Source organism: Segatella sp., assembly GCF_977051555.1.
Genome location: NZ_CDRSSE010000040.1, coordinates 19,543 through 34,889 on the forward strand (window position 1 = coordinate 19,543; position 15,347 = coordinate 34,889).

General features: G+C 42.0%; 17 protein-coding genes. 11 read left to right on the plus strand and 6 right to left on the minus strand.

The features are described from left to right. Window positions 1–6 precede the first annotated feature (6 nt). The gene (locus ACWJAO_RS09895) at window positions 7–174 is read left to right on the plus strand and encodes a hypothetical protein (protein WP_186292181.1); all 168 of its coding nucleotides are present in this window, start codon (window positions 7–9) and stop codon (window positions 172–174) included. 162 nt (window positions 175–336) lie between these two features. Here ACWJAO_RS09895 and rbr read toward each other — a convergent pair whose 3' ends face one another. Next, a complete protein-coding gene (rbr, locus tag ACWJAO_RS09900) occupies window positions 337–879 on the minus strand; it encodes a rubrerythrin (protein WP_449140131.1) in 543 nt (180 codons plus the stop codon). 92 nt (window positions 880–971) lie between these two features. Further along, window positions 972–2,600 carry a Na+/H+ antiporter NhaC family protein gene (locus tag ACWJAO_RS09905; RefSeq protein ID WP_449140132.1) on the minus strand — a complete coding sequence of 543 codons (1,629 nt, stop codon included), beginning with the start codon at window positions 2,598–2,600 and terminating at the stop codon, window positions 972–974. 223 nt (window positions 2,601–2,823) lie between these two features. Between ACWJAO_RS09905 and ACWJAO_RS09910 the strand changes: the two genes are divergently transcribed. From ACWJAO_RS09910 to ACWJAO_RS09925, 4 genes are all read left to right on the plus strand, one after another. Beyond that, complete coding sequence (locus ACWJAO_RS09910) at window positions 2,824–3,531, plus strand: SIMPL domain-containing protein (protein ID WP_449140133.1); 708 nt, start codon at window positions 2,824–2,826, stop codon at window positions 3,529–3,531. 131 nt (window positions 3,532–3,662) lie between these two features. Then, window positions 3,663–4,145 carry a thioredoxin gene (trxA, locus tag ACWJAO_RS09915; protein WP_449140134.1) on the plus strand — a complete coding sequence of 161 codons (483 nt, stop codon included), beginning with the start codon at window positions 3,663–3,665 and terminating at the stop codon, window positions 4,143–4,145. 152 nt (window positions 4,146–4,297) lie between these two features. Continuing rightward, complete coding sequence (gene eno, locus ACWJAO_RS09920) at window positions 4,298–5,605, plus strand: phosphopyruvate hydratase (RefSeq protein ID WP_449140135.1); 1,308 nt, start codon at window positions 4,298–4,300, stop codon at window positions 5,603–5,605. Between the two features lie 187 nt (window positions 5,606–5,792). Further along, a complete protein-coding gene (locus ACWJAO_RS09925) occupies window positions 5,793–6,539 on the plus strand; it encodes a ZIP family metal transporter (RefSeq protein ID WP_264901271.1) in 747 nt (248 codons plus the stop codon). 36 nt (window positions 6,540–6,575) lie between these two features. Here ACWJAO_RS09925 and ACWJAO_RS09930 read toward each other — a convergent pair whose 3' ends face one another. Together ACWJAO_RS09930 and ACWJAO_RS09935 are read right to left on the minus strand one after the other, a co-directional pair. Further along, a complete protein-coding gene (locus ACWJAO_RS09930) occupies window positions 6,576–6,893 on the minus strand; it encodes an AzlD domain-containing protein (RefSeq protein WP_287835329.1) in 318 nt (105 codons plus the stop codon). After that, window positions 6,890–7,570 (minus strand): AzlC family ABC transporter permease, encoded by a 681-nt coding sequence (locus tag ACWJAO_RS09935; RefSeq protein ID WP_449140136.1) that lies wholly within the window; start codon window positions 7,568–7,570, stop codon window positions 6,890–6,892. Before ACWJAO_RS09935 ends, ACWJAO_RS09930 begins: the two co-directional genes overlap by 4 nt. Window positions 7,571–7,871: 301 nt before the next feature. Here ACWJAO_RS09935 and ACWJAO_RS09940 point away from each other — a divergent pair, with 301 nt between their 5' ends. Beyond that, on the plus strand, window positions 7,872–8,681 hold the full coding sequence (locus ACWJAO_RS09940) for a KilA-N domain-containing protein (RefSeq protein ID WP_449140137.1): 810 nt from the start codon (window positions 7,872–7,874) through the stop codon (window positions 8,679–8,681). Between the two features lie 334 nt (window positions 8,682–9,015). Here the strand turns inward: ACWJAO_RS09940 and ACWJAO_RS09945 are convergent, their stop codons facing one another. Continuing rightward, window positions 9,016–9,171, minus strand: coding sequence for a hypothetical protein (locus ACWJAO_RS09945; protein ID WP_449140138.1), 156 nt, complete (start codon window positions 9,169–9,171; stop codon window positions 9,016–9,018). A 29-nt stretch (window positions 9,172–9,200) separates the two neighbouring features. Between ACWJAO_RS09945 and ACWJAO_RS09950 the strand changes: the two genes are divergently transcribed. From ACWJAO_RS09950 to ACWJAO_RS09970, 5 genes are all read left to right on the plus strand, one after another. Next, window positions 9,201–9,416, plus strand: coding sequence for a hypothetical protein (locus ACWJAO_RS09950; RefSeq protein ID WP_238405813.1), 216 nt, complete (start codon window positions 9,201–9,203; stop codon window positions 9,414–9,416). 308 nt (window positions 9,417–9,724) lie between these two features. Then, window positions 9,725–11,311, plus strand: coding sequence for a hypothetical protein (locus ACWJAO_RS09955; RefSeq protein WP_153117879.1), 1,587 nt, complete (start codon window positions 9,725–9,727; stop codon window positions 11,309–11,311). 178 nt (window positions 11,312–11,489) lie between these two features. Continuing rightward, complete coding sequence (locus ACWJAO_RS09960; protein WP_153117877.1) at window positions 11,490–11,849, plus strand: hypothetical protein; 360 nt, start codon at window positions 11,490–11,492, stop codon at window positions 11,847–11,849. Between the two features lie 51 nt (window positions 11,850–11,900). Continuing rightward, window positions 11,901–13,271, plus strand: a complete 1,371-nt coding sequence (locus ACWJAO_RS09965) for a C10 family peptidase (protein WP_153117875.1) — start codon at window positions 11,901–11,903, stop codon at window positions 13,269–13,271. Between the two features lie 63 nt (window positions 13,272–13,334). Next, window positions 13,335–14,057, plus strand: coding sequence for a hypothetical protein (locus ACWJAO_RS09970; RefSeq protein ID WP_153117873.1), 723 nt, complete (start codon window positions 13,335–13,337; stop codon window positions 14,055–14,057). 518 nt (window positions 14,058–14,575) lie between these two features. Here the strand turns inward: ACWJAO_RS09970 and ACWJAO_RS09975 are convergent. Further along, window positions 14,576–14,704: a hypothetical protein gene (locus ACWJAO_RS09975; protein ID WP_255415916.1), complete on the minus strand. Its 129-nt coding sequence runs from the start codon at window positions 14,702–14,704 to the stop codon at window positions 14,576–14,578. Window positions 14,705–15,347 lie beyond the last annotated feature (643 nt).

The following is a 15,347-nucleotide window of genomic DNA, read 5'->3' on the forward strand; positions in this document are numbered from 1 at the left end:
ATCATTATGAATAAGAAAAATTATATCAAGCCAAATATGGATGTTATGAACATCTCTAATGAGTTAATCCTCGCTGCTAGTCCATCTGAAAATTTGAATAACAGTGGTGTGATAGAAAATGGTAATGAATTCCAGTCAAATAAAAGACCAGGATTCAGTGTCTGGGATAATTAAACAATAATCATGACTCTAGCGTTTTAGGGTGGCTATTCAATCATGAATAAAATAAAAGCCAGCAGGAATTTCCCCTGCTGGCTTTCTTTTAGTATAGATCTCGCTATGCGTTTCTTTCGCTAGTCGTTCCGGCGAATTTGGCAAATCCGCCCCAAGCAAGAATTAGTAATTCTGTGCTTCAATCTGGAAGTAGCTCTGTGGGTGGTTGCAGACTGGGCAAACCTCAGGAGCCTTCTTGCCTACTACGATATGTCCGCAGTTAGAGCACTGCCAGATGCAGTCGCCATCACGAGAGAAGACGAGCTTGTCCTGTACGTTCTTCAAGAGCTTGCGATAACGCTCCTCATGATGCTTCTCAATCTGAGCAACCATCTCAAACTTAGCTGCAATCTCCTCGAAACCTTCTTCGCGAGCCTCCTTTGCCATGCGTGGATACATATCGGTCCACTCATCGTGCTCACCATTGGCAGCAGCTTCCAGGTTCTTCTCGGTATCCTGGATAGCACCGCCCTCCAGGTACTTGAACCACAACTTAGCGTGCTCCTTCTCGTTAGCAGCTGTCTCCTCAAAGATATTAGCTATCTGTACAAAACCGTCCTTCTTTGCCTTGCTTGCAAAATAGGTATATTTGTTACGAGCCTGTGACTCACCAGCGAAAGCCTCCTGGAGGTTCTTCTCTGTCTTTGTTCCTTTTAATTCCTTCATAATGTATTCTGTATTAAGTTATTAATATGTTATTTATTAAATTCTTCTACAAAGTTATTGAAAATATTTCAAATATACAAATAAATTAAGAACTATTTAACTTTCTGGCGCTTATTTAAATAAAATAAAGCAAAACCGAGCATGGCAACACCGAATATCCACGAGATGATGGCACTCGTTACCATACCCAGCGTATGAGTGAATCCCGCCACGATGAAGGTGAGGAAACTCACACAGGCTACGGTCAAGGCGTAAGGCAACTGAGATGAAACATGATGCACATGCTTGCACTCGGCTCCTGCACTCGCCATGATGGTGGTATCGCTGATAGGAGAGATATGGTCGCCACAGACAGCACCTGCCATACATGCCGAGATAGAGATGATGCGCAAAGGATCAGCACCAGGGAATACGGCGATGCAGATAGGAATCAGAATGCCGAAGGTTCCCCAGGATGTACCCGTAGCAAAAGCAAGGAAACCTGCTACCAGGAAGATGATGCCCGGAAGGAGCATCTGAAGCTCTGAAGCACTGCTCGCTACAACCGATGATACATATTCTGCTGCCCCCAGCGAGTCGGTCATACTCTTCAGCGTCCATGCCAAAGTAAGAATCAGAATGGCTGGTACCATCGCCTCGAATCCCTTGATGAGACTACTCATCGCCTCATCGAAAGGCAAGGTCTTGCGAATGGTAAACATCATGATGGTAAGAATCAGGGCAGCCAATGAACCGATTACCAGACCCACAGAGGCATTGCTCGCAGCAAAGGAATCCACAAAGTTGAGATAGTTGGCATTATCGGCATCGAAGAATCCGCCCGAATATACCATGCCTGCCATACAGAAGATAATCAGCATGATGATTGGAATCACCAGGTCGCTCACGGTTCCCTTGTTTTTGGAATCCTCTTCCTGTTTGGCTCCCACACCGTGCTCAACAATCTGCAGTTTGGTATCGCTCACTTCATCGAGTTTTCCGCCATTGGTTCGCTCGTACCATTCCTTCAGTCTCGCATCATACTTGCTCATCGCCTTGAAGTCGAAGCCCAGTATCACGATGCCAAACATAAAGAGGATGGTGAAGAAAGCGTAGAAGTTAAAAGGTATCGCCTTGCAGAAAAGCGCCAGTCCGTTCTCACCGCCCGATACGAAGCCCGATACCGCAGCTGCCCAACTGGAGATTGGGGAGATGATGCAGACTGGAGCGGCTGTAGAGTCGATGAGATAAGCCAGTTTCTCCTTGGTAACACCATTGCGCACAGCGATAGGGCGCATCACCGAACCCACGGTAAGGCAGTTGAAGTAATCATCGATGAATATCAGAATGCCGAGCAGAATGGTAGCAATCTGCACCCCAATCTTCGAGTGTACGTGCTTGGAAGCCCAACGGCCGAAAGCTGCCGAACCTCCCGCCTTGTTCATCAGTGAAACGATGCTGCCCAGAACCACCAGGAATACCAGAATGCCCACGTTCCAGGGATCGGAGAGGCAATGTATCAAGCCGTAAGCTTTGGCATCATCGCCTTCGCCTACGGTATGATTGGTGAGGTGAACCAGGAATCCGTCGAAACCTGTTCCCATTGAAATACAATATTGTACGGCACCCAGAATGATGCCGATAAAGAGAGAAGAGTAGACCTCCTTCGTCTTCAGCGCCAGAGCGATGGCGACGATAGGAGGCAACAGCGACCATGCGGTCCCAATCATGTTGTAATCCATTTTATTGTTTTTGGGCAAAGATAGCTTTTTTTTGGTAATATATGCAAGTTTTTGTGCAGAAAAAATGGTGCTTATGGGTTGATATGGGCTGTTTTAGCATATTTTATCATTATAAAGTGTCGCTTTTCTATATTTTTGTTGTATCTTTGAAAACTCAAATTGCAACTCAATCTGAGATAGAATGGAAACTCAATTTTAACAACTTAATAATGGAGGACTAATTATGAACATCAATTCTGGTATTAAGCAAGCCGTGATTTTAACCATCGGCATCATCGTGCTTGGATTTTGTATCAAGTCGGGACTTGAAAGTGTGATTAGTAATGACCGAAAGGTTGTAGTGAAAGGCCTTGCCGAAAAGGAGGTGGAGGCTGATAAGGTGACGTGGCCTATCGTTTCCAAGGAAATAGGCAATGACCTGCCTGAACTCTATCAAAAAATCAATGCCACCACGAGAACCATCAGAAACTTCCTGGTGGAGAATGGTGTGAAGGCTAGCGAAATCAATGTGAATGCGCCTGTGGTCATAGATCTCAATGCTGAACGATATGGCGAAAACCGTCAGGGGTATCGTTATAATATCACTTCCATCATCACGGTTACATCCAAGAATGTGAAACTGGTCCGAAGTATCATTGCCCGTCAGGGTGATCTGCTTCAGAAAGGTGTTGCCATTGTGGATGGTGGCTATGAGAATCCGGTGAAGTATGAGTATGTTGCCTTCCGGCAGATGAAACCTAAGATGATGCAGGAGGCGATAGAGAATGCTGAGCAGACTGCTGCCCAGTTTGCTGAGAACAGCAAGAGCAAGATTGATAAAATCATGAATGCCGACCAAGGTCAGTTCTCTATCGAAGACCGCGATTCCAATACCCCATATATTAAAAAGGTAAGGGTTGTTACTACCGTTACTTATTCTTTGAAGGATTAGGGGGAGTGATTAGTGATTATTTCTTAGTGATTATTTATTAGTGAGTAGTGATTAGTTATTAGTGATTATTTATAAGAGGGTGTGTGATGGACTAATGGCATACCCTCTCAAATTAAAACAACGAAAAAACGATGAAGAAAATCATATTAGCAGCCATTTTGTTTTTACCATTTCTGGTTTCTTGTTCCCAAAACAGGAAAGCACCTGCTGCTTCTCCTCAAACGGCTGTAGAGAAGTCGGAAAAAACAGAAAAAGCCAAGGTGCAATATCTCACCACATCTGATTTCAGAAAAAAGATTATGGATTACGAAGCTCATCCGGATGAGTGGGTATTCGCCGGTTCCCGTCCTGCCGTCATCGATTTCTACACCACCTGGTGTGGTCCTTGCAAGATGATGGCTCCTGTAGTAGAATCTTTCGCCGAGAAATATGCCGGCAAGATAGATTTCTATAAGGTGGATATCGACCGGGAGTCTGAACTTGCTTCCGTCTTCGGCATCAGTAGCATCCCTACCTTCCTTTTCATTCCCATGAAAGGCAAGCCATCCGTACAGATGGGTGCCATGCAGAAGGAAGATTTCGAGGAGATTATCGGGAAAGTGATGGGGATGTGATAAATGGTGATTTTCTGCATACTTATATGTAGGTATTTTCGGGCAAATACCTACTTTTGATGATGCCCGAAATTTGGAGATTTGTCAGATAATACCTAAATTTGCACTCTGAAATAAGAAATGTTTTATGTAATTAAAAGTATTATAGAATTATGATTATTGAAAATGTTCATGCAAGAGAAATCTTGGATTCTCGTGGCAACCCTACAGTAGAGGTTGAAGTTTCTTTGAAGTCAGGTATCGTAGGTCGTGCATCAGTTCCTTCTGGTGCATCCACTGGTGAAAATGAGGCTTTGGAACTTCGTGATGGCGACAAGAGCCGCTATGGCGGCAAGGGCGTCTTGAAGGCTGTGGAGAACGTGAATCAGGTGATTGCTCCTGCTTTGGTAGGTTTCTCTGCCTTGGAGCAGCGTGCCATCGATTATAAGATGTTGGAACTCGACGGTACCAAGACCAAGTCTAATCTGGGTGCCAATGCCATCCTCGGTGTTTCTTTGGCTGTGGCTCATGCTGCTGCTGAGTATCTCCACATCCCATTGTATCGCTACATTGGCGGTTGCAATACTTACACCCTTCCTGTTCCTATGATGAATATCATCAATGGTGGTGCTCACTCTGATGCGCCTATCGCCTTCCAGGAATTTATGATCCGTCCTGTGGGTGCTCCTTCCGAGAAGGAGGCTATCCGTATGGGTGCTGAGGTGTTCCATGCCTTGGCTAAGCTCCTGAAGAGCCGCGGTCTTTCTACTGCCGTAGGTGATGAGGGCGGTTTTGCTCCTGCACTCGATGGTATTGAGGATGCGCTCGACAGTATCTGTCAGGCTATCAAGGATGCCGGTTATGAGCCAGGTAAGGACGTGAAGATTGCCATGGACTGTGCTGCCAGCGAGTTTGCCGTTCAGGAAAATGGTGAGTGGTACTACGATTATCGCCAGTTGAAGGATGGTAAGAAGAAGGATCCTAATGGTAAAAAACTGACTGCTGCTGAGCAGATCAAGTTCCTGGAAGAACTGATTACCAAATATCCGATCGATTCAATTGAGGATGGCCTTGATGAGAACGATTGGGACAACTGGGTAAAGTTGACTGCTGCCATCGGCGATCGTTGCCAGTTGGTAGGTGACGACCTCTTTGTTACCAACGTGAAGTTCCTGGAGAAGGGCATCAAGATGGGTGCAGCCAACTCTATCCTCATCAAGGTAAACCAGATTGGTTCTCTCACCGAGACACTGGATGCTATCGAGATGGCTCATCGCCATGGTTACACCACCGTTACTTCCCATCGTTCTGGTGAAACCGAGGATACAACAATTGCTGATATTGCTGTAGCAACAAACTCTGGTCAGATTAAGACGGGTTCTATGAGTCGTACCGACCGTATGGCTAAGTACAACCAGCTTATCCGCATCGAAGAGCAGTTGGGCAATAACGCAGCTTATGGTTATAAGAAGTTGAAATAGGAATGATGATATGAAATTGGAAAACACCAATTTCACCATAACATACACATTTTATAAAAATAGAATAGATCAGATACGAAATAGATGGGCATGGATGACCGTGATGGTTGTCCATGCTTTTTTTCTTCTATGATATATCTGCATCTTCATGTGTTTAACTGGATAACTTCGATATATTATATTGATTATGACAAACGTATTGATTAGTGCTGCCGGGCTTTGCGGTGCCACGATTATAGGTGCCATTTTGGGATTCTTCGTCAAGGAGTTGCCTCACAAATGGAACGACGCCGTATTGGGATATTGTGCCGGAATCATGCTGGCAGCTTCCACGTTGGGACTGATAGTGCCAGCCTTCGAACAGACCAGGCTTTGGTGGCTGGTAGTAATCGGCGTGATGGCAGGAGCCTTGTTTCTGAACGTGCTCGATCTGGTGACTCCCCATCTTCATCATATCACGGGACTAGATCCCGAGGAGCATCGCAACAATGCCAGGCTCAGTCATGTGATGCTTTTCGTGATGGCGATAGCCCTACATAAACTGCCCGAAGGCATGGCTGCTGGAGTGAGTGTCTGTTCATCAGAAGGCGCAACGGAGTGGGGCGTTTCCTTCGGTATCGCCCTGCAGAACATCCCTGAGGGTATGGTGATTATTGCTCCTTTGATGATGGCAGGTGTTACAGCAGTCCGTACCTTCTTCATTTCCATCTTCATCGCCCTGCTCGAAGTGGTAGGCATTCTGTTGGGTTTCGGTTTGGGCTCAGCCTCTACCACCTTCCTCCCCGTGATGCTGGGCTTTGCCGGTGGTGCCATGCTTTATGTAACGAGCGATGAGATGATTCCCGAAACCCATGCCCATGGCTTCCAGAAACAAGCCACCTACGCCCTTCTCCTGGGATTCATCACCTTTGTATTGATGGAGAAATGTGTATGATCAAATTCTTCTATGTTGATGGAGAAATGTGTGTAGTCAGATTCTGATGAGCAGCATATAGCAGAGGGTGCCTGCTGCTATCGACCACATCATATTCCTTTTCCATACGTGGATGAGGATGGTGAAGGCTACAGCTGCCACCTGCGCCAAGGAATCTGCAGAGAAGGAATGGATGTGGCGAAGGCAGTAAACCACCAGTAGGGCAAAGACCGAGGCTGGCAGTACCTTGCCTAAATACAGAATATATTTAGGTGTTGGCTTCCCCGGTCGGAAGGCGATAAAGGGAATAAAACGGGTAAGCATGGTGGCTGCTACGCCTGCAGAAACCATGATGATTTGTTGGAGAAGGCTCATACTTTTCTTTTTTTGAGGGTGAGAAATATAAGGATGATGACCATGCTTGGGATGATGAAGTGGTCGGCACTGAATATCGTGAGGCACAGCCCCGAGATAATCAGTCCGGAAATACTGCTGGTATGGTCTTTTTCCCGAAGCCAGTTGTCGGCGAAGATAGCCGTAAACATGGCGGTCAGCACGAAGTCCAATCCTTTGAGGTCGAAGGTGAGAAACGGGCCGATAAGGCCGCCCAGCGTTGCCCCGATAACCCAATAGGTTTCATCGAGCCAGGTAATCCAGAGCAGGTACCATCCTTTATCTGTTCCTTCCGGAATCTTGGAAGCGCTTGTCAGGGCAAAAGTCTCGTCCGACATGCCGAAGATAAGGAAGAATTTCTTCCATCCCAGTCCCTTGTATTCTTCGAGCATTGAAAGACCATAGAACAGATGTCGTGCATTCACCATCAATACCATCAGGAAGGCTTGCAGGGGATGGAAGCTGCCCAGCAGCATATTGCCCAGCAAGAATTCTGCGCTGCCTGCATAAACCGTGATGGCGAGCAGCATAGGGTACAGAAAGTTGAAGCCCAACTCATGCATATAAATGCCATAAGTCAGTCCCAGAAATCCATATCCAGCCATGATTGGCAGGGAGGTATGGAATGCGTGATATAAAGCGATTTTTCTTTTTCCCATCTCTCTTCTCTCTTTATGATGCTTGACGATTTGTTCTAATCAGTATTTGACGATTCCTCCTGTAAATCTATTGCAAAAGTACTCATATTTTATGGAAAAAAGAAAGAAACTTCCAGGAAAATGAATGTGGCAGATGAAAAATAGCATAGTTGTGGTATGTTTTGGTTTATGCTTGGTTTATTAGTTTGTTGGTTTATGCTTGGTTTATTTTGCTGGTTTTGGTTGTAAATTTGTTGCAAAAGTGTTGTAAGTTTGAGTTTTTTTATTAACTTTGTAAGCACAAACCAAATATTGACAAAATATGGCAAAAATTATAGTACATGACACAGGTGTTACTGTTATATCTGTAAACAATGAAGACTTTATTTCTTTGACAGATATAGCACGATACAAGAGTGACGATCCTAATGCTGTCATAGCAAATTGGATGCGTAATCGCAATACAATTGAATACTTGGGAATTTGGGAAGGTTTATATAATCCTTCTTTTAAACCCCTCGAATTCGAGGGGTTTAAAAAAGAGGCAGGTCTTAATGCTTTTACTCTTTCTCCTAAAAAATGGATAGATACCACCAATGCAATTGGTTTGATTGCAAAGTCTGGGCGTTATGGAGGTACGTATGCTCATAAAGATATAGCATTTAAGTTTGCAAGTTGGATATCTGTTGAGTTTGAACTTTATATGGTTAAGGAGTTCCAACGCTTAAAAGCGGAGGAACAAGCTCAATTGGGCTGGTCTGCTAAGCGTGAACTTTCTAAAATCAACTATCGCATTCATACTGATGCGATAAAGCATAATTTGATTCCTACTGAAATTACGTCTGCGCAAGCTTCTCTGATTTATGCAAATGAGGCTGATGTTCTGAATGTGGCAATGTTTGGTATGACTGCGAAGCAGTGGCGAGATTTGAACCCCGAAAAGAAGGGTAATATACGTGATTACGTAACTGTCAACGAGTTGATTTGTCTTTCCAATATGGAGAATCTCAATGCGGTATTTATTGATCAAGGGATGCCACAAGGTGAACGTTTGGTTAAGCTTAATCAAATAGCAATCCAGCAAATGCGTGTATTGGAGGATGAAGGTGATGATAGAAAATATTTGAAATGATGTTTGTAACTTTTAAATAGTAATGAATGATTATGACAAGTCAAAAGGATAAAAAGGGCTCAGGAGAGGTTGTCTTATCCACGGACGTTCTCTCCTGAGCCAATGTATGTTAAACTTTTAACGAGGATACTTTTTCAAGTGGACTCATTTTTTAATTTAGAAAGTACGTATTTTTTATAAGTGATTGAGAATGAGATAAGTTTTTATCTCATAAAAAGAAGAGGTTACGAATTAGAAATAAACAGAATGTAGCATCCTGCTGTGATTTGCATAACCATTCAAAGAACTCTTTCGGTTGCAAAAGTACGATATTTAATCGGGGATAAAGAATGTTTTAATATTTTTTATCACCGATTTTTTGCTTGGATAAATCTGTTTTTATTAAATCATATTCTTCTCTATTCTTTGCTATTTCCATTTCAATCCATTCAAACTTATGTGGCAAGGGTTCCTGTTTTTTGAATGTTCTGTTTGGTTTGCATGTTCTCATCCTTTCGCCGCTTCTTTCACGAGAAGAATATGCACAACGCCTATGCCGAGGCATCGGCCAGAAAGACCCGCTTTACAGGAAATGGTAGCCTGCTTACCGAGAAATATCTCAGAGAGTGGAACGATCCGCGCATGGGAATCAGAGCTGCATGGTATGTAAACTGGGACAAGCAATCGCTGCTTTCGCTGAAACGCAACATCAGTCACATCAACCTGCTCATGGGCGAATGCTGTTCATCAATCTGAAAACCGGAGCGCTCAGTACTAAGGTAGTTTTTTGCACTGAAAATTTCTTTTGAGATGACAAAAATATCTTTTGTTGGTAAGAGGCGACCTTAACCGCATATTTTTCACTAATCGCAGGCATAAAAGTCACTTTTGTGTTTACCGAAACTAAAATTTAGACTTATAAAAAGCAGTTAAATACAAATAATCTGCTGTGTATCAACAAGATAATCGCTATGATTATAGATTGGCAATTTAGACCTTATTTCTGGTCGTATTTCTCGGAAAATTTGTATTTTTGCAGGCAAAAAACATAAAAGAATTAAGTCATGAAAAATTTTTATATTCACATCAGTTCATTGATTATTGTGGTTTTGGTGTTTATGTCGTCTTGCCAACACAAGCCTAATACCACGATAGCACAAGCATTGCTACTGGCAGGAGAACACCCGGATAGTGCCCTCGCACTCCTGAACAACATGCAGTTCAGTGAACTGGGCAAGTCTGAACAGGCAAAGTACGCTGTTGTGTATACAATGGCACAAGATAAGTCGGGGTTGGATGTGGACGAAGATTCGCTAATTCGCATTGGATACAACTGGTATGAAAAGCATCCCGAAGATTCCCTTTATGCAAAATGCCAATACTATATGGGCAAATACTATATGCTAAATGATAGCACGGAGTTTGCCATCCGTTGTCTAGATCGCTCATATAAAGCGTCAGAAAAGATAGACGACATCCTTACGGAATGCCTTGCTTTGGAAAAACTTTCTAAAGTAGAGAAGATGACGGATGCCAAACAAGCTTTGCTTCATGCAAGAATGGCTATTGACAAATATGAAAGAGATACGACGGCATCACTTGCCAATAAGATTTACTTCAGGTTGAACTTATGTGAGGCACTTGAGTTTGCTGATAGCTCTGCTATAGCCCTGAAAGAATGTAAAATAGCTTTGAATTTGGCTAAAGAATTGGGAGACTCCCTGGTTTTAGCTGATGTCTATCAAGATATGTCGCGGTTATTTCATGATGCAGGAATGTACCGAAAGGCACTTACTTGTGCAAAGGAAGCCTATTTATATAGGAAATCGATGTTTGATACTTCGAACGCCCTTGCCCTAGCAGATGCATATTGTGATGTTGATTCAACGCTACAGGCAAAAGATATTCTTGCAAAGGTCAGTAAAGATTCTCATGCTAGCCGACACCTTATTTATTATATCAGATGTAAGGCGGCAATAAGAGAAGGACAAATACAACCGGCTATTGTTTGCCTTGACTCGTCAAACTACTATTTAGACAAAATGTACTGTACAACCATGCAAGTCAAAAATGACTATTATGTCTCTGTTCTGCAAAAAGAAAAGGAAGAAGCAAGATTGCAAGGTGAGATTACATCGCAAAAAGCTGCAACAGTATTGACGGTTGTACTGGCACTAATTGTTATCATTTTTGTACTCTACATATATAATACCAATAAGAAGCAAGCAAAACAAAAGGCTACAATGGCAGAACAGCTCCATGCGCAAGAACTCTCTCACCGAGATATTCAAATTTGCACTATGAGGAATTTTCTTCTAAAGAAAATTGATATAATGGAAAAGATCGAGTCCATGAGAAACGAGACAGAGAAACATATACTCATATCAGAAGATGATTGGAATGAAATAGAAGTGTTTTTAGATAGTGTCGAGAATCTCTTTGTGTCAAGATTAAGAGCGCAGTTCTCGGGATTGACGAAGAAAGACCTACGACTGATGATGCTGCTCCGTCTTAAAATGCCACAGAAGGCACTTGCACTAATCTATGGTATCAGCGAGAAAGCAATTAAGCAGAAACTATTTCTCTACAAGGCAAAAGTAGGCATAGAAAAAGAACAAAAATCTCTACGAGAATTCATGGAAAACTACTAAAATCAGTAGCAAAACTTCAAATTTAGACCTCCATTTTTCTGGGGGGGGGGTATGTAATACGTTGATTATCAGTACATAATAAAAATGTTGCAAAATTAAAGAATTAGACCCAACTTCTTTGCTGAGTGTTTGGAATTAACGTAACTTTGCACCGAAATTAACAACAAACGAAATCAGTATGAAGAAAATTATCATTTTTACATTATTGTTGTTACTAACAACATTGCCCTCTACAGCAAAGGGCATAAAGACCCATATGGATGGGATGCGGCAACATGGTGGTGCACGCAGTGCTATTCCTTCAGTAATGGTTGACCAAGAGTCTGCATATGTTACTGTAGAAATAAGTCGTTATTCTGGAGAGTACGCAATTTACATCTCTGATGAGTATGGAGTTCCTTCATCAAATACAAATGGTATTGTAGAAGGACGCACATATAGTATTCTTGAAACAGAAGATTTGCCCACAGGCAATTATACTATCATGATTGTTTTGGGCAATTTGGTTTATAAAGGAAAATTCCATATTACGCATTGATAAGGAGTTATATAGCTATATACTATTTTGAATATTAATTTTAAAACAACAATGACAATGAAGAAATTTTTTATCGTTGCTCTTTGTGTGGCTGGAATGATGAGTTCTTGCTCTGATATTGACGACAACATCGCCAACGATGCCAAAAGTTCCATTCTCCTCACACAACAAGAGTATGCAAGTATTGTACCAGATTCTCAACTAGAGATGACGCAAGATGAGATTGTTGATATGGTAAGCAAATTCTCTACAACAGGCAATTCCACTAGAGCTATCGCTGCCAATCCGACAATTGTGAAGAAGTTTTCCCTCTCCTCTTATAGTAACGGAAAACAGATTCCTCTCTATGAGGTAAGTCTAAACGAAGGTGACGATGCTGGTTATGCTATCGTTTCTGGAGACGAAAGAGTCCCTGGAGTCATAGCATATGTTGAGCATGGCTCTCTCAATGACACCCTCACCAACAAAGGTGCAGCTATGATGCTCAAAGAAGCTCAGCGTTCGCTGATAAGTAAAGTGAAGGCTGCAGACGTTGTTATAGATTCTTTGCGAGCAAGTGCTAAAGCTAAAATATCTGCAAAGATTGGAACCAGTAGTTTTACTTTTGAGGGGGTAAAAGACCGTATCGAAGTTCAAAAGGGTATTACTCGATCGGTTGCTACGTCCAATCCTCAGGGCACATTGATAAAGCAAGTGACACCACTTATCACCACAAAGTGGAATCAGTGTGCGCCATACAACAATCTTATGGACGAGACAACAGCATCCGAAATGCAAAATTGGCCATATTATGGGAAAAACGCTGTAGGATGTACCGCTGTTGCTATTGCTCAGATAGTTGCATTTTACGAATGTTTATCTACTGTCAATGGCGTTTCGCTTAATTGGAGTGAACTGAAGGCATCCTCGGAAATTAGTAATTATGGAAGTGAATCTTTAAAAACACAGATTTCAAATTTATTTTACCATGTTGCTCACGGAATTCAAACAACATGGAATAATGGAGAGGGTGGTGCAAAAATAAGCAATGCCTCAAGCTACCTTAGCGGACTTGGCATCACTTTTGATTCCGGAAGAAAGTGGGCTGGATATTCTATGGATGCGGGACGAATTATAGAATCGCTTGACAAATTGTATCCCGTAATTATTACAGGAGCATATGAAGCGGGCACAAGAAGTTCTAGTGTCGGAGGAAGACATTGCTGGATTCTTGACGGTTATCAAATCCGCAGAAGAACAACGACCACCCGTACCATTGTAAGGCAAAACGACACATACATCCATGCGAATTTTGGATGGAGCGGCAGAGAGGATGGGTACTATATGGTGGATAGAAACACCACCAATCTGGATTTTGAAACTTCGAACAACGGACATTACAACCAGGATTTGAAACTCTATCCTAATGTAAGAAAGAAATAAAACAACCAGCTAAGAGGGTGCGTTATACAAGACGCTCCCTCTTTATCATATTATTATAAAATTATGAAAATATATAGTATATTAGGTGTTATCTTAGTTGCGTTATGCTTCTTTGCATGTAAGAGCAATAAAGAAAATGAGTATCAGCCTCTGACTATAGAAAATTATGCAGAGGTATCCTTGGGTGATACGACAAACCTCATAATAACTGGCGGAAGCGGAAACTTTGTTGTTGAAGGTAACGACAAAGTGGACATTTCTACAGCTCAGAATGCCAAACAGAAAATCACTCTTATCGGCAAGGAAATAGGTACTACTCACATCTTCGTACGAGATAAAATCACGAACGAGTCATGTAGCATTGAGGTAAATGTGATTCTCCCATTTCTTACGTTGAACTTTGAAGAGGAGGAAGGAAACCACCTCAATATAAGGTCAAATAGCTTATTCGTATTGGTTGCAAGTGAGGATAGCATATGTTACGCTTTTAGCTATAATGACATGCAGTTTAAATATAATGACATACCAATTATGAAAGGAACATACCATATATCTCAAAATGGAACCATGTTGTCTTTCGACTTAAAAGGAGAAAATAGTACCTTCGAACATACCTTTAAGTTAAAAAACGATAATGTTGCATACCTTCTGTCAAACATGTCAAGCATAAACATGCTACCGCAAACCTATTTAACGGCAAGTTTTACAGACATAGAAACGGGCATTGACTTTCCGCATGTGTTCATAGGAAATAAAGTCCACAAGACTTTACCAAAAAGAGAGTAGAAGGTCGTATGATAGAACTTCTTTCTCGATAGCATTGTTTATGTCTGAAAATAATTGCTACATAAGCAACATTATTGAATTAAATTCATAAAATACGTATTTTTATTCGTTTGCTTTTCTCTCCTTATGAATATCCACTATAAGACTCAGCCGTCGTCGCAGAAAGACAGTCCTCGTACCTCAGACTAACTTCCTCCGACTATGGCACGGCAAGAAAAATCCTTGGCGGTATGCCTTGAAATACTTCAAGACTATACAGCCAAGGACTTTTCTTTGTTTGCCGTGCTGACAACGGCTGACTTTTATAGCCACAACTCGCAGTTCCATTTTTATCGCACAATCCAAACGACATGAAACAGTGGCACGCCACCCTTTCATGTCTTAGTAGTACGGCATGAGGAAAAGTGCTTCTTTTTGTCGGTTGCAGGCTAACCGATCAAAAGAAACACCATTCCTTGATTTGCCGTACCATTTTGTTTGCATACTCCACCGCAAGAAAGAAGTCATTGATGTAAACCTCAACGACCACTTTCATGCTTGGCTGCACAGCCTTGGAGAAAACCCGATGCAAGAAGCATGGACAAGCCATACTCTTCTTTCATCGGAATTTCTCTGAAGGCTGTGCCATTCTTGTATGCGATTTCCATTTTTCTAAAAACATTTGCAAGACAGTAATTGTATCCATTTCTCAGAAATGAGTATGCGATAATCGTGCAGTCCAAAACTTCCGTGACGTTTATATTTTCATTTGCCGCTCTGATTTTCTTTCCTCCACATGGTCTTTCCTTTTGGCATCAACCGTTATCGTGCAGGTGCAAAGGTATGGCAGCGGGCTTTGGAAATAAAAGGTCGAGCCTTCTGTTTTCGAAAAAATCTCCACACCGTTGGGTAGTATTTTTCCGAAAAATTCTTCTATAATCTGCTGAATAGCTTAAAATGAGCGATTTATAAGTGTTCAACCTCAATAGAGGTAATGACTTGGCAATAGTCACAACTTCTGCAATATGCATATGTTTGCTTTGCCTAACAACTCTTTACAGTTGCAAAAATACAAAATAAAAATGAAACCACACTATGTTGGTGCAAAAAACAATAGTCATAAAACAAAGATTAACTTCGCCTTATGACTATTGTTGTTATATAAGCTACATTCAATTGCGTTATCCACATTAAACTTATTTATCATTTAATTGGTTCCGCATGCACATAGTATTCACTGTTTATAGGGTCTTCCCCGTCAGTTTTAAGTATCAGTACCATGCGAGAATGTTTTGTACGCCAATATGCTTT

Excerpts from the sequence above, each read along its gene's own strand:
- ACWJAO_RS09895 (WP_186292181.1), top strand. The coding sequence starts at position 7 with ATGAATAAGAAAAATTATATCAAGCCAAATATGGATGTTATGAACATC.
- rbr (WP_449140131.1), bottom strand. The coding sequence starts at position 879 with ATGAAGGAATTAAAAGGAACAAAGACAGAGAAGAACCTCCAGGAGGCT.
- ACWJAO_RS09905 (WP_449140132.1), bottom strand. The coding sequence starts at position 2,600 with ATGGATTACAACATGATTGGGACCGCATGGTCGCTGTTGCCTCCTATC.
- ACWJAO_RS09910 (WP_449140133.1), top strand. The coding sequence starts at position 2,824 with ATGAACATCAATTCTGGTATTAAGCAAGCCGTGATTTTAACCATCGGC.
- trxA (WP_449140134.1), top strand. The coding sequence starts at position 3,663 with ATGAAGAAAATCATATTAGCAGCCATTTTGTTTTTACCATTTCTGGTT.
- eno (WP_449140135.1), top strand. The coding sequence starts at position 4,298 with ATGATTATTGAAAATGTTCATGCAAGAGAAATCTTGGATTCTCGTGGC.
- ACWJAO_RS09925 (WP_264901271.1), top strand. The coding sequence starts at position 5,793 with ATGACAAACGTATTGATTAGTGCTGCCGGGCTTTGCGGTGCCACGATT.
- ACWJAO_RS09930 (WP_287835329.1), bottom strand. The coding sequence starts at position 6,893 with ATGAGCCTTCTCCAACAAATCATCATGGTTTCTGCAGGCGTAGCAGCC.
- ACWJAO_RS09935 (WP_449140136.1), bottom strand. The coding sequence starts at position 7,570 with ATGGGAAAAAGAAAAATCGCTTTATATCACGCATTCCATACCTCCCTG.
- ACWJAO_RS09940 (WP_449140137.1), top strand. The coding sequence starts at position 7,872 with ATGGCAAAAATTATAGTACATGACACAGGTGTTACTGTTATATCTGTA.
- ACWJAO_RS09945 (WP_449140138.1), bottom strand. The coding sequence starts at position 9,171 with ATGAGAACATGCAAACCAAACAGAACATTCAAAAAACAGGAACCCTTG.
- ACWJAO_RS09950 (WP_238405813.1), top strand. The coding sequence starts at position 9,201 with ATGCACAACGCCTATGCCGAGGCATCGGCCAGAAAGACCCGCTTTACA.
- ACWJAO_RS09955 (WP_153117879.1), top strand. The coding sequence starts at position 9,725 with ATGAAAAATTTTTATATTCACATCAGTTCATTGATTATTGTGGTTTTG.
- ACWJAO_RS09960 (WP_153117877.1), top strand. The coding sequence starts at position 11,490 with ATGAAGAAAATTATCATTTTTACATTATTGTTGTTACTAACAACATTG.
- ACWJAO_RS09965 (WP_153117875.1), top strand. The coding sequence starts at position 11,901 with ATGACAATGAAGAAATTTTTTATCGTTGCTCTTTGTGTGGCTGGAATG.
- ACWJAO_RS09970 (WP_153117873.1), top strand. The coding sequence starts at position 13,335 with ATGAAAATATATAGTATATTAGGTGTTATCTTAGTTGCGTTATGCTTC.
- ACWJAO_RS09975 (WP_255415916.1), bottom strand. The coding sequence starts at position 14,704 with ATGGAAATCGCATACAAGAATGGCACAGCCTTCAGAGAAATTCCGATG.